The organism is Leptospira idonii (assembly GCF_004770995.1).
Lineage (GTDB): Bacteria > Spirochaetota > Leptospiria > Leptospirales > Leptospiraceae > Leptospira_A > Leptospira_A idonii.
This window is the reverse complement of record NZ_RQHW01000047.1, coordinates 102,142-116,113: the sequence shown is the minus strand read 5'-3', so window position 1 is coordinate 116,113 and position 13,972 is coordinate 102,142. Positions and strand designations below refer to the sequence as shown.

Sequence of the window (13,972 nt, the reverse complement as noted above, 5' to 3'; positions counted from 1 at the left end):
ATGAAACGAATCGGGATTCTTTTTCTCTTTTTTTGTCTTACATCTGTTATTTGGTCTCAACCTAAGAAAGAACTTCGGATACTCATCGATGCATCCGAAGATTCCAATTTCGAATTGGAACTCTGGAAAGAAGCTCCGGGAGAAGATGATGCTGTGACTAAATCGGTTCCCGAAGTGATTTTCATCAAAGGGAACCGAATCAATGTAAACCCGAAAGACGAATTCGTTTTTTTCCGTGTCAGAAGGATTGGAAAATTCGGAGCCAAAGGGTTTTGGACGCAAGTTTATTCCACAACTGCAGATACGAACTCCCCTCTTTCCGTTCCTAACGAATACAAAGTAGAAAAGCCTGTTGTCGTTGTCAAAAAAGAAGTTCCCAAAATCGATCCTCCCGTTGTGAATACGGACAGTTTCGTTTTGGTTCCGAACAATTCCGGAACGGTTTCCCGATTTCTCACTAGAGAAAAGTTGAATGTTTCCGCACAAACGAACACTAAAATCGCTGGCACGAAGTATCGAATCAACGGAGGCAATTGGCAAACCACTCCGGACGGGCAAGCTCTCGCATTTCAAGAAGAAGGCGAATACGATTTGGAATACTATTCCACTGATTTACTAGGAAACAAAGAACCGATCCGCTCCATTCAGTTCATCAAAGATACAAAAGCACCTAGAACAAACGTTCAATGGAACGACCCGAACCAAGGCAATTTGGATGTTCCCAAATTCATTTCTTCTGCGACTAAAATTTCTTTGCAAGCAGTAGATTCAGGAAGCGGTAGCGGAGATAGTTTTTATTCCTTTTTTTGCCAAGGTATATCTAATCCTTCCTTTAAGAAATACGATTCTCCTATCTCAGTAGGAGACGGTTTTTCGGAATGTAAAAACAACTATCGTTTGTTGATTTATTCCGTAGATAAAGTAGGCAATCGGGAAGAAGTTCAAGATTTCGAAATCAAATTCGGATCTACAGAAAAATAATCCTGTTCTTGGTTTCACTGCTTTCCAGCTTTCTCTCATTTGTGTTTCTCTTTATCGCAGGGATTCACATTTACTGGGGGTTTGGTGGAGAATGGGGCAAAGATGCGGTTTTACCCAAAATAGAAACTTCCGATCGACCTCTTTTTATTCCCGGACTGGCCGCCACTCTCCTGGTGGCTGTCGTTTTTATCATTGGTGTTTTTTTGGTGCAGAGTTTCGTTTCTAACATCACCTTACCGATTCCCTCCTCTATTTTGTATTATGGAATGATCTTCCAAGGAACCGTATTTTTCCTCAGATCCATCGGGGAATTTCGTTATGTAGGTTTCTTCAAGACCCAAAAAGGGACTCTATTTTCTTATTGGGACGACAGATTATTTTCTCCTCTCTGTCTGACAGTTAGCCTATTTAGCTTTGCTCTGATTTATTTAAAATAAATTCTCTAAGATTTGCCTGCTTGAGTTCGGTTGATTTCATGGTTTTATACTATGGGAAATCCCTCCACTTCCATCTTACGCCACAGAGACTTTCGATTCTTTATCGCTGCCCGCTTTTTTATGGTCCTTGCCTTTACGATTCAGGCGACCGTGGTAGGGTTACAGATTTATGACCTAACGGGAAGTATGTTGGACTTGGGACTGGTCGGCCTTGTAGAGGCAATTCCCTCCATCATAGTCTCTTTTTATGCGGGCCATTTGGCGGATCTCAAAGATAGAAAAAGCATCATTCTAATATGCCTGGGATTTTTGTTTCTTTGTTCTGCTTCTCTTCTAGCATTTGCAGGCCCTCTTTTCTTTCTATTGGAAAAATTCGGTGTCTACCCCATCCTATTCGTTATTTTTATTTCAGGGATTGCCAGAGGATTTATTTCACCGTCTATCTTTAGTTTTGTGATTCAAATCGTTCCCAGAGAACACTACCCTCATTCTGCCGCTTGGATGGGAACGGTCTTTCAAGCGGGAGCCGTTCTAGGTCCGGGCCTTGCAGGGATTCTTTACGGATGGGCAGGGATTCAAGCCGCCTACATACTCGATTGTGTCTGCATCGGACTTCCCTTCCTCTTATTTTTACTCATCAAAAGAAGACCTCTTCCTGAAAGGAACGAAAAAGAACCTTTATTTAAAAGTCTTGCGGCAGGAATCAAATTCGTTTGGAACAACGAAATTATGTTAGGTGCGATGGCGTTGGATATGTTCGCTGTTCTTTTCGGAGGGGCCGTAGCATTGATTCCAGTCTTTGCAAAAGACATATTGCATGTAGGGCCGGAAGGAGTGGGATTGCTAAGAGCTTCCCAATCCATAGGCGCCCTTCTTATGGCATTCTATCTGACCCGCAAACCTCCTTTGCAGAAATCGGGAAAACTACTTCTGGGAAGCGTTATAGGCTTCGGACTTTGTATGATTTGTTTCGGAATCTCTACCTTATTCTGGGTTTCTGTTGCGGCGATATTCCTTTCCGGAGTTTTCGATAGTGTTTCGGTTGTCATTCGTTCCACGATTATGCAGACAATGACTCCGGAAGATATGAGAGGAAGAGTCAGTGCCATTAATAAAATATTTATAGGTTCGTCGAACGAGATCGGCTCCTTCGAATCGGGAGTGACCGCAGAAGCTTTCGGCCCCATAGTTTCTGTGGTTTTGGGAGGGGCTATCACCTTACTTGTGGTAGCAATTGCAGCAAAAAAAGCACCCAAACTGGGGTCATTGGAACTGAAAGAATGGCTCTAAAAAATGATGGAAATAAATTGTTTGAAGAATAGATTTGAGGGAATATGAGCGACATCATACATAATTCAAAATTGAACGACAGCCATAAACAAGAATTGGAAAGGTTAATCAAATCCATGTTAACCGAAGTGAACACAAAGATCACTCATTTAGGAATCAATAATTTCATGAAATTACACGATGACATCGCAGGGATTTTGGTTCCCATCTTAGAGGACAAATTAGACTAAAACTCCCTGCAGTAAGAAGCAGGGATTCCTGAAAGAATCTGCTTTTGCATTAGATACAAAATCCATTTAGGTGTTTCCTGATTTTTCCTTTTGGAACAGAGATGGAAATTCCCCTGATCGGTTTCCAAAACGATCCAAAACTCTCCTGTTCTCATCTTTGTGAGTAAACTCAAATCGAAGTCATTTTTAGAAATGGATTCGTAAACAACAGGTTTGGATTTTCCATCCCAAAGATGGAGTTTCTTCGTCTCCAAACTCTCTGCAAACAAGAAGGAACAACGATCCCAACGATTTACCAAAGACCAGCCATTCATACTTACCGGATCGGAGACTAAAAATAAACCTAACTCACCCGGATCTAAGACAATGGTCTGATATCTTTCCGAGGACTCCTTCCACGATTCCGAATTGTTTTTCAAGATGGATTCGGACACATCCACCTCCTTGGCAAGACCGGAAGAATTAGAATCAAAACTCAAGTTCCCTTCTTTATGTCTGGAAAGAAGATAGGTAGGAATTTGAGATCGAATGTTATGAACGAAATATTGGGTCGCCTCCTCCGTTTCTTCTTCCTCCAAATAAGGAGAACTATTGGCTCTGACTCTTTCCCATTCCCCAATAAATTCAAGTAATGCGGATCTGCCTCTAAACTCGGTAAAAATCTCTCGATTTGTATCTCTTGCAGAAACAGTATAATTATAAGATCCAACTAATACCAAATCATCATCGATGATCATGGTTTTATGATGCAGCAAACCTCCTCGAAACACTCCGTTTTTATACTCCACATCTTCGTTTCCCTCCTTATATATAGCAGAAGGAGGCGACAATAATTTAGATAACATTTTGCCTTCAGGGTTTACAGGAACATTATAAATTCCTTCCACAAGGATCCCTCTTTTGGAAGCTTCCACCAGCGCATAACTTAAAATAGGGTCGTAATGGGTGTAAATTAAGTATCTGATTCTATATTTGGCCTTTTCGATTGCCTGAATCATTTTATCCTGAATTTGTTTTCCTGCCTCGGGTGCAAAAAGATAGGTTTGAGGACCGGAAAACAAAATACCATCGGTATGTTTTTCTTCCAAATATTCCAGAAGCCGATGCCCTTCTCCCTGTCTGCCGTCAGTTTCCCAATACACGTTATGATCTCGGATCAATCCATGCCCGCTGAAATTTCCTGTTCCTAAAAAAGCCCTTCTTCCGTCCGCAATCCAAACTTTAGTATGATGCAAACCGCTTCCTTTCCAAGGGGAAACAAAGATTCCCAACTTCTCCGCCTCCGAGTAGTCCTGGTCCTTGTCTCCTTGGATATTGAGTTTCACACCTTTTCTTTTCGCATTCCTGAGAGTCAATAGAGTGTCCAGATCGTTCAAACTGTATACAAAGCCATCTATGCTGTATTTGGCGGAATTCAGAAAATCGACTAACTTTCTTCTTACGAAGAACTTACTTCCCTCCGGAGAATCCCTTCCAGGGAAGGAAAAATAGAACTGAAGAGAAGGCTCACCCAAAAGCAGAGATAAAGGAAAATCTTCATTTTTCTTGGACAAATTCCGACAAAAGGAAAAATGCAGAACGGATAAAATCGAAAGGAAAAACAAAGATAAAAATTTCTTCAAAATTGTATCCTCCCGTAAACGGATAAGATCGTTCCCCGTATCGCAATCGTTTCCGTCGACCATACATGAGACAAAAGCATTCCTATTTCTCCTTTTTCTTCCCAGTGACAACTGAGATCGAAGGAAGATTCCGCAAGAAAGAACGGTTCGAAATTTTCCTTTTTGAAACTGATCTTACCGTCCGATTTCCCGGTAGCTAGATAAGGCAAATAATAGGCTTGGAAAAATCGAATCTGAAAGGGAGAAAGATTCCATTGGAAAGAAATTTCTCCATAATAAGCGGGACTTCTCCCTCTCAAGATAGTATTACTTCTTTCCCAGCCGTTGTTTCCCATCCAAACATAAGGATGAATTTGAAATATTTGAGAAAGAAAGTATGTGGAGCCTATATGGGTTCCCATCCCTATATAACCCATGTTTTTATAACGATTTTCTTCCGTTCTTTGATCCGAATCGTTGAGAAAATTGGACCACCGAACTTCCATTTGGTTTCCAGACCAACCCAAACCGAAAGAAATAGCTTCTCCCTGTATAGGCAGGGATCCGGAAGAAACAACGGATCTACTGTAAGTGCGATCCGTTCCTTTGGCCCATAAGAATTCACCCGTCACATAAAAGCCGTTCCAAGGGAAAAAACCTCCTAACGAACCAGAGATCACAGAATCTCCGTCTCCTCCCTTTTCCCTTACCTCTCTTTCGATTTCTCTGGAATATTTTCCAGTAGAACCAAGCTCTGAATAATGAATTCCAAAATGCAGAACCTCCTTCTCACCGTAACTCAACCCGAAAGAATGTCTCCTTCTCTGAGAAGAATTAGGAACTTCCTTGATTCCTGAAATTAAATCGGGACGTAGGTATTCTTTCTCTAAAATAGAAAATCCTCTGTAATAATCCCATAAGTACACTTGAATTTTCAAAAGATGAAAATCTCTTTCGATAAAAACTCCCTCTCCACCATCCGTATAACCATAAAATGGTGATGATTTGGATACATGTTCCTTTTTACCTACTCCCAAAAACCAATGACCTAACTGTCCTCCCAAATAGGAATTTTTCCCCAAATACAAAGCGTTTTCGGATGCGCTCGCTCTATGCAAAAGAGTCATATCCCAATGAACCACTAAAGAATCGAATGTGGAATCGTAAGAGAGATTCAAAAAATACAAAGACTCCGTTGATCGACTCAAATAATCTTTCGAGTGCTCCTTTGATTCAGGAAATCCGTCCCGCAAATACCATCCGGGAATTTCAGATCTATTTCCTATTAGATGATCATAAAACAAAGCGGTTTCTATGATCCTAGTCCCCGGTCGAAACCGCACCGGCTCTGAAGATATTTCCCGAATCATACTCAAGAAGAAAAGAAAGAGGAGTATTTTTCTCATTCTTCCTCTCTATAAACCTTAAATTCGGAAGCGCGATTGCCCATAACCCCAGGAACTAACAAACTATATTCGGAAGAAGCCAGAGGAATGCGAAAAGGAGAAAGGCTGCCTTTTTTTCCATAAGTGGAAACATGAATCTTTCTACTATTTCCCATTTTATACAAATCCAACATCTCTTGGGAGCCGATTCCATTTCCAATGGCAGATGTGCTGACAATTGTTAGAAGCAAATCCCCCGAACGAATCAAAGGAGGAAAATACCAATCGTCTCCGTCAGGATCGACCAAAAACGCACAAGCGCCAGGAAGAAGGACGGAAGAATGTAAGTCTAAATCGGAATGGTTACGAATCTTAGGAATTCGACCTGGAAAACGAAAGCCGTAAGGAACCAACCCGTCGGAAGAAGATTCGTCTTCAATCGTATAATCTCGTATGTCTTCCGGAAAATGAGAGCGGTTGCAAATGTAGACCCACTCATTTTGAGCCTCTTTCGGATTCGGATACACTCCTTCGATTACAAGTGCTCCCAAACGATGGATCCAAGATTCTTGGTAGAACAGATCTGGAATTTTCCAATCGGTGAAAATGATTTCCTCTTCAGCAAACAGAGACACCGAACTCATATTTGGCGTTTCAAATTTGGGATAACCTTCTTCCTTTGTTAAGGAAAAAGGAAATTCATAAGAAACATTTCCGGAAACCAAATGAGAAGTAAACAAACCGACCCATTCGAAAAGAAATCTGTATTCTTTTACCTCTCTGACTCCTTCCTTGCCGTCAGTGGTAAAAACGGGAAACACCCGCATCTCTTTTTTGTTTTCTTGGCCGGGACTCATCCAAGTAAAAGCTTCGCAGCCGGAAGTTTCCCCACTCTTTCTGCTGAAACTTACTTCAAAAGGAAAACCTTCCGGAATGATACTTTGTCTTTTATTCGGATGAGTGAAACCGGAATGAATGTCCGATTTCCAATAAGAGAACTCTTCTCTCCAAGAAGGGAAGGAAACGTCCGAATCTCTGACAGTGATTGCAAAATCGGAATCAGAGAGACTGGCATCCGGCAATTCCATTCCACCTAACGGTAAACAAAATCGTCTTCCTGAATATAAGAAACTATATCTTTCTCCTTTCTCTTTCCAAAAGAGAAAGGAACGAAATACAGGAGCAGAAACGGAAAAAGAAACATACCCTTCCTCTTCCGGAAAAGATTCCCATTCTAAAAATCGCTCGGAAGAATTGGAATTTCCGTCGGAAGTTCCTGTCAAAAGAAGCTCGGAAAGTTTCGCTGTTATTTCTTTCTTAGATGCCCCTTCACCAAAACCTCTCGTCCCAGATCCGGGACTGATTTGCAAATTACGATTGGAAAAAGAAAAGGGAGTCTCCTCGTCAGGATGAGGAAAAAGTTTTTTCTCTTCTGTGAAAGTTACGGAACGATTGATTTCTCCGTTTCGATTTAAAATCAAAAATTCATGGTTCGGAGAAACATAAACCTCTTCTTTTCCCGTCTTTCTTTCCGCTAACTTGAGGTCAGGAATTTGATATTTGAACTGTTTGGTGGAAAGAGGTTTAACGATAGATAAAAAAGGCCAGCCTTCCCAATAAGATCTGGAGATTAGAAAAAAAGAATTTTGTTTTACTATTTGTTCTTTCGCAGAAAGAGGAAAAGAATCTCTTTCATAAATAAGAGTAACGGAAGAAAGGTCACAATCCTCTCCTTTGTTATAAACCTCTACGAAAGCACCCAAAGAATGAGAATCTACGCTGGTTCCTGGAAAAAATTCGGTCAATCTCAACTGATCCGTTTTGCAGGAAGGATAAGAATATTTTTTCTCCCAATGATCTCCGAAAAAATCGTTAGGAAGACCGGGGTTTCCACAAAACGTTTCTTTGGTGATATAATAATTGTATTGGTTTCTACAGCTTTCCGGTTGCCTGGAGGATGAGAAATAATCGTTTCCTTGTTGAAAAGAAAAACTGAACTCTTCGAAAGTTAAGTCGTTCCATTTCCATCTACCTTGCCTTCCTATCTTTTCCCATAAACGGGAACTAAAAGAGCTCCCTTGAATTCTATGATTGGAGGTGAATACAATGTGAGCCCCCGGCAGAAGGATTTTATGCCGATCCTTCCAATTCTGAAAAAAACTTTCCCCGTTTTCCCAAACAAAATCGTTCTCTTCCTCGAAACCGATGCGGTTCCATTCGGGACAAATCACCTCTTCGGAAGGATTTTCCCATTCCAAATAACGTTCGTAAACGGACCCTGTATGACGGAAGGATTCCGAAAGTGAAATGTCTCCTGCGACACAAGAACGAAGCCAAAGATCATTTTGCTCCGTGATTTGTTCTTTGAAAAAAGAAAAACCTGTACAATCAAAACGAAGAGAAATTAGTTTTTTCTGAGAAGGAGAAGTAGCGACGACTCTAGAGGGAAATAAAATTTCACATTCGTTGTCGGACCAATGATAAAATTCAGGAACGCTCAAATCGAAACGTGCAAAACTTACAGTCCCATCGGAAGTGGAATTATCTTTCCAAAAATCCAAAGGCAAATTGTCTTTATTTGCCCTTTCCCACTGTCCTCTCAATATATGTTTGGAGAACCAAAGTTTTCCTTGGCCTTCTGGAAGTCTCTTGGTCGTATCCGGAGAATCCAAAAGTTCGAATGTATCTTTCCAAAAAGAAAGAGTCCCTTCCTCTTTGGGCAGACAAACCGAAAATTTAGCACCTAACTCTTGGTCGAATAAAAATTTAGGTAAGGATAAAATACAAAAGGAAGATTCTCCTTCGATCCACCTCTCTTCCGAAAGAACAACCTCTTGTTCGGATGCTCCATAGAAAAAAAGAAATTGAGGTCGTTCCAAAGGAACATCTCCATCCAAGATCCAGGGAGAAATGCCGGAACCGGATTTCATACAAAAAGAAAAACAGATAAAAATGAAAAAGGTTTTGTTTCGCATCTTTCCTCTGCCGAAGAAAGGGAAAAAGAAGAGAGTTTGGTTCTAAAAAGTTTTTGTTTTTAAGGATTTTTCTGTTTTTCTTTGATCTTTTTGATTTCCTCCCAAATTTTTTCCGCAAGTTTATCCCCGATTCCTGGAACCTGTTTCAACTCGGGAAAAGTCGCATCTTCCACTTTCTTTTTACCTTGGAAATAACGAAGAAGTGCCCTTCTCCTCACAGCACCTATATCGGGAATATCATCTAACAAAGATTTGAGAGTTTTTTTCTTACGAAGATCTCTTTGGTAAGTGACGCCGAACCTATGCGCTTCGTCCCGAAGCATTCTGAGAAGCCGCATCATGGGAGAGTGAATGTCGAAAGTATAAGGGTCTTTTTCTCCCGGGAAATAAATTTCTTCCCTTTTCTTCGCCAGCCCAACCATAGGAAGATGTCCCAGATCCAAAGCCAATGCAGCTTCCGCTGCGCGAGATAACTGAGTCCATCCTCCGTCGATTACGATCAAATCGGGAAGAGGTTCTTCCTCATTTAACAGATGGGATAATCTTCTTCCGATCACTTCGTGCATCATACCTGGATCGTTGATACCTTCGTAACCTCTGATTTTATAATGACGATAACCGGACTTATAAGGTTTGCCGTCGACGAACATCACTCCGCTGGCAACGGGAAGAGACCCTTGAAAATGGGAGATATCGTAACATTCAATCACTCTAGGAGAAGAAGAAAGTTTAAGTTTTTCCTGGATCTCCTTCATGGCGACGGATTGATCTCTCAATTTTGTAGCGAGGATTCTTTCCGTGAGGGAAAGTTCTGCATTTTTCTCAGCTAACCGAAGTAAGGATTTTTTCTGCCCTGCCTCAGGAAATTTAAGTTTAGGAAGAATCCCTGTATTGTCTCGAATCACTTCCAAAACCGCTTGGTAATTTCCCTTCGCAGAAACAGGAAGTATGATCAAATTGGGAAGAAGATTCACTTTCAGATAATAATCCCTTAGGAAGGCTTGGATGATCTCCTCCTCGGAGGACATTTCCAAACCAGTGATAGGAAAAGATTTTTTATTCTCAAGTCTGCCGCCTCTGACTTCCAGAACGATAACCTGTCCCTCATTGTCTCTTCTGGCGAAGGCGATGATGTCTTCCTCACCTCCATCCAAACTAACAACAGTCTGTTTTTGACGGATTTGATTGATTTGCTCGATTCTGTTCCTGAGATACAGAGCTCTTTCATATTCCATCTTTTCCGAGGAAGCCATCATGGAAGTTTTAAGTCTTTGTACGAGGCCTTCCTTTTTACCTTCCAAAAAGCTGAGGATTTGATCGATAAGTTCCGAATATACTTCTCTACTGATATTTCCCTGGCAAGGTCCTAAACATCGATTCATATGAAAATTGAGGCAGGGGCGTTGCGGTTTCGCCAAAGGAAGTTTGAGTTTCGTTTTCCTAACAGGAAAAATACGGTGGATGAGTTCGAGACTGTCTCTTGCCGCCTTTACATCCGTGTACGGTCCGAAAAAACGATCTCCGTTGTCTTTGACCTTTCTGGTCAAAAAAACCATAGGATATGCTTCACTTGTGGAAACGCAGATGAAAGGATATCGTTTATCGTCTTTAAGCCTAACATTGAATTTAGGATTGTATTTTTTGATTAAAGTCGCTTCCAGGATCAAAGCTTCTGCTTCCGTTCCCGTAGCGATCCAATCCAAATCCTGGAGTTCTTCGTACAAAGCTCTTGTTTTGCGGTCGGAATGATTCGGATTCAGATAGGATCTGACCCTTGATTCCAATTTGATCGCCTTGCCGACGTAAATGACTTCGTTCTGATCGTTTTTCCAGAGATAACATCCCGGAACGGAACCGAGATTCTTAATTTTCTCCTGAATGGATTTCAAAACGAAAGGATCTTTCATAATATTTAGACGAACGATGTTTTTTAACTATTCCGAGCGAAGAGCACAGACGCAAGCGCATTCCCGAGTGAAATGGCAAAAGACAAATTGACAGTTATCCCCAGGGGTTACAAATAGTAGAACAAATTCGGGTAAGAAGGGGTTTCATGTCCAAGTCCAGGCAAAAATTAACCATCAAAGATCGTTTTCTACAAGTAGGCATCCCCTTGCTTCTAGGCGCCGTTTTAGCGACTGTTTTCAAATATAAAATCCTCACTCCCCTGGAAGTAGCCAACTCCTTTATGGAACCCAGCTTTAAAAAAGGGGACACTGTCTATATCAATAAGTTATTTTCCGCTAAATCTCTCTTAGTTGGAGATGTGGTTCTGGCGAAATCCCCTCTCAATCCGGAATCTTATATTTTGGCAAGGGTTTTGGGAAAACCGGGAGATCAAATCTCCATCTCCAAAAGAGAAGCCTTTCGCAACGGAATTCAAGTTCCCAGAGAAACATTTCCCGTAAAAGAAAAAGAAAACTTTTCTCTTCTACCTTCAGGTAAAACGGAATCGGATGAAAAACAAAACATCACTGTCCCGGAAAAAAACTATTATCTGCTCTGCGACAATCGGGAGATGGGGATCGACTCCAGAGAATTAGGACCGGTTCAAGAAACTTTTATTATAGGGAAGGTCTGGTAATCTATGTTATTTGAGAAAAAACAAAACGCGCTTCCCGATCTGCAAGATTGGTCCGAGTTCGGAAAAAGATTTTTCTTTCTTTTCGGATTCATCTTTCTAATCACAGGAATTATCTTTTTCTTCGCATTCAATTGGAACGAACTTCATAGATATGCCAAATTGATTCTGGTTGGTTCTATATTTGCTGTAGCTTCTTTCGTTTACTCCCTAAAACTCTCTAAACCTTGGATTACGGAAATACTAGGAGTATTGGCCTTTGTTTTGGTAGGACAATTATTATTGGTATTCGGACAAATTTATCAGACTGGGGCAGATGCGTACGATTTGTTCTTTGGCTGGACCATTTTCAGTTTCCTAATTGTTCTTTCCTCCAAATCCTATATCCTTTGGTCTCTGTGGATCTTTCTCATCAATCTGACTTATCTTCTCTATCAAGCCCAGGTAATGCCTCATTCCCCCAGCAGATGGGTTTTTGATTTCATTTTCTTTATCAATATATTGATTTTGGGAATCTACGAAATCAAACAAAAATTCTATTCAGAAAATCAAGGACAAAGATCTATTTGGTTTCCCAGCGTAATTCTCGTTTTAGCCTTAGGCTGGTTTCAATTAGGTTTTTTTACTCCTTCCGGTGAGGAAGAGTCAGGATTGGGTATTTACTTGATTTTCAAATTATTTTTGTTAGCTGGTATTTACTATATTTATCGTTTTCTATTCTTCGATTTGGCGGCACTCACTTTCCTTTCGATCGAATTTTTGATTTATATCACATTCTGTTTCTCTCATTATTATCCAGGCGAAGATATAGACCAATTTTTACTCAGCTTTTTACTAGTGATCGGATGCACAACTGCAAGCGTAATCCACTTGCTTCGACTCAGAAAAGGAGTTCAAAACAAATGAAAGAAACTCAAATTCCCTGGTACATCCGTCTCCTCACCTTCTACGGAGCATCAATGGCGGGAAGTTTTTTACTTCTCTTTCTTGGTTTATTCGAGCTATTGAATTCGACTCCTGTGGTCATTTTCTTAGGTATAGTATTCATCGTTGTCTCCACCGCTTTGTCTTTCCGGAAAGATAACGGTTTTATAGAACCGACTATCATTAGTTTTGTAAACCTGGGACAAGGGCTTTTTTTATTCGGATTTGCAGATATCTTCACATTCGATATCGTGAGTATCTGTGTTCTTATCTTTTTTCTACAACTGATACTCTACGCAGTGTTTCAAAGTTCCATTCAGAAGTTTTTGTCGGTGATTATAGGAATCATTTCTTTGGTGGTGATTCTTATTGATACAAAACTATCGATCTTGTTTCCGATTCTTTTATATGCAGTGATGCTGGCTTTGTATTGGACGTCAAAAACTCACTCCCAGGCGATAGAGAAAAACGAACCTGTTTCTTCCCTGCTTAGTTCCGCAAAAGAAGCACTTACATTAAGTTTGGCGGGACTTTTCGTTTTTCCTTTGATAGATGAAGATGCGGATTTAGCTCGTTCCATTTCTCTTACAACCAGCGTTTTGATTTGGATCACTCTGTTTGTATTACTTTGGAATCAGCTTTATATAAAATTGAAATGGAAAAAAGAATTTTTATTCGGAATCTTTCTTTTAACCGTTCTCATATTTTTACCGACAGTCTATCATCCGGGAATCTCAGGGAGCATATTCATACTCTTCTTAGGATTTGCCTACTCTCAAAGACCTGCACAATGGTTCGGTGTTTTCTCTTCTCTCGGATACCTCACCTACTACTATTATGCGATGGAAACAACTTTGCTATATAAATCTTACCAGATGATTTTAAGCGGGATTTTATTTTTGGCGATTTATGCAATCTGGCAATTCAAACTCTCAAAAAAAGAAGGCGTAACAGAATGAATCCTATTCTTAAAACGATTTTAGTTGCGGTCAATGCGGTTCTTCTATTAGGCTTTATTTTCTATGCAACGATTCAAAAGGAAAAGATCCGCAAAGAAGGACAATTCGTACTCATCCCTTTGGCTCCCTTAGATCCCAGATCTCTTTTGCAGGGAGACTATATGATCCTCAATTACGACTGGTCTGCTTTTGATAATTCAGAACAAAACTTTAAAAGAGGATGCCTAGTATTCAAAACAACGAACGAGTCCGTTTTGGAAGCCATTCGTCTTTCCGAATCGATAGATGATCTAAAACAAGGAGAAAGATGTTTGAAATACTATCGCTCAGACTATCAGATCAAAATCGGAGCTGAATCTTATTTCTTTCAAGAAGGTACTGGAAAAACATTCGAAGCTGCGAAATTTGCAGGTCTTCGTGTAGGTGAGAATGGAGACAAACTGCTGGTTGCTTTGTACGATGAGAATAAGAAAGAGATAGTTGCAGCGACGAAAAATAATCCTTAAATAAAGATTCAAGGATATGTTGTGGTTTATTTGAACTGAAAATCAAACAAACCACATAAACGGACGATCGCTCATACGAAAAAAAGTAACAATAGTTAATTTA

The 13,972-nt window shown here is 40.4% G+C and carries 12 protein-coding genes; 8 read left to right on the top strand and 4 right to left on the bottom strand.

Annotation, left to right across the window (positions count from 1 at the left end; translation table 11 throughout):
* Genes EHS15_RS12400 through EHS15_RS12385 form a run of 4 tightly spaced genes read left to right on the top strand, consistent with a single transcriptional unit; the run spans position 1 to position 2,938 of the window.
* A complete protein-coding gene (locus tag EHS15_RS12400; protein WP_135760895.1) occupies positions 1–981 on the top strand; it encodes an LBF_2017 N-terminal domain-containing protein in 981 nt (326 codons plus the stop codon).
* A gap of 8 nt (positions 982–989) precedes the next feature.
* Positions 990–1,418 carry a DUF3995 domain-containing protein gene (locus EHS15_RS12395; RefSeq protein WP_167884227.1) on the top strand — a complete coding sequence of 143 codons (429 nt, stop codon included), beginning with the start codon at positions 990–992 and terminating at the stop codon, positions 1,416–1,418.
* A 51-nt stretch (positions 1,419–1,469) separates the two neighbouring features.
* Positions 1,470–2,708, top strand: coding sequence for an MFS transporter (locus EHS15_RS12390; protein WP_135760893.1), 1,239 nt, complete (start codon positions 1,470–1,472; stop codon positions 2,706–2,708).
* Between the two features lie 44 nt (positions 2,709–2,752).
* Complete coding sequence (locus EHS15_RS12385; RefSeq protein ID WP_135760892.1) at positions 2,753–2,938, top strand: hypothetical protein; 186 nt, start codon at positions 2,753–2,755, stop codon at positions 2,936–2,938.
* Here the strand turns inward: EHS15_RS12385 and EHS15_RS12380 are convergent.
* The 4 genes from EHS15_RS12380 to uvrC form a co-directional block, all read right to left on the bottom strand.
* Positions 2,935–4,491: a phospholipase D-like domain-containing protein gene (locus EHS15_RS12380; RefSeq protein ID WP_167884226.1), complete on the bottom strand. Its 1,557-nt coding sequence runs from the start codon at positions 4,489–4,491 to the stop codon at positions 2,935–2,937. The genes EHS15_RS12385 and EHS15_RS12380 overlap by 4 nt on opposite strands.
* 65 nt (positions 4,492–4,556) lie before the next feature.
* Positions 4,557–5,945 (bottom strand): LA_2168 family protein, encoded by a 1,389-nt coding sequence (locus EHS15_RS12375; RefSeq protein ID WP_135760890.1) that lies wholly within the window; start codon positions 5,943–5,945, stop codon positions 4,557–4,559.
* Positions 5,942–8,899, bottom strand: a complete 2,958-nt coding sequence (locus EHS15_RS12370; RefSeq protein WP_135760889.1) for an LIC11755 family lipoprotein — start codon at positions 8,897–8,899, stop codon at positions 5,942–5,944. The genes EHS15_RS12375 and EHS15_RS12370 overlap by 4 nt, the downstream gene beginning before the upstream one ends.
* Positions 8,900–8,958: 59 nt before the next feature.
* On the bottom strand, positions 8,959–10,806 hold the full coding sequence (uvrC, locus tag EHS15_RS12365) for an excinuclease ABC subunit UvrC (RefSeq protein ID WP_135760888.1): 1,848 nt from the start codon (positions 10,804–10,806) through the stop codon (positions 8,959–8,961).
* Between the two features lie 146 nt (positions 10,807–10,952).
* On the opposite strand from uvrC, the gene lepB reads away from it, so the two are divergent.
* From lepB to EHS15_RS12345, 4 genes are read left to right on the top strand one after another with little or no spacing between them, the layout of a single operon-like run.
* Positions 10,953–11,483: a signal peptidase I gene (gene lepB / locus EHS15_RS12360; protein WP_135760887.1), complete on the top strand. Its 531-nt coding sequence runs from the start codon at positions 10,953–10,955 to the stop codon at positions 11,481–11,483.
* Between the two features lie 3 nt (positions 11,484–11,486).
* Positions 11,487–12,386 carry a DUF2157 domain-containing protein gene (locus EHS15_RS12355; protein ID WP_135760886.1) on the top strand — a complete coding sequence of 300 codons (900 nt, stop codon included), beginning with the start codon at positions 11,487–11,489 and terminating at the stop codon, positions 12,384–12,386.
* The gene (locus tag EHS15_RS12350; RefSeq protein WP_167884225.1) at positions 12,383–13,363 is read left to right on the top strand and encodes a DUF4401 domain-containing protein; all 981 of its coding nucleotides are present in this window, start codon (positions 12,383–12,385) and stop codon (positions 13,361–13,363) included. Before EHS15_RS12355 ends, EHS15_RS12350 begins: the two co-directional genes overlap by 4 nt.
* On the top strand, positions 13,360–13,869 hold the full coding sequence (locus EHS15_RS12345) for a GDYXXLXY domain-containing protein (protein ID WP_135760884.1): 510 nt from the start codon (positions 13,360–13,362) through the stop codon (positions 13,867–13,869). Before EHS15_RS12350 ends, EHS15_RS12345 begins: the two co-directional genes overlap by 4 nt.
* Positions 13,870–13,972: the final 103 nt, after the last annotated feature.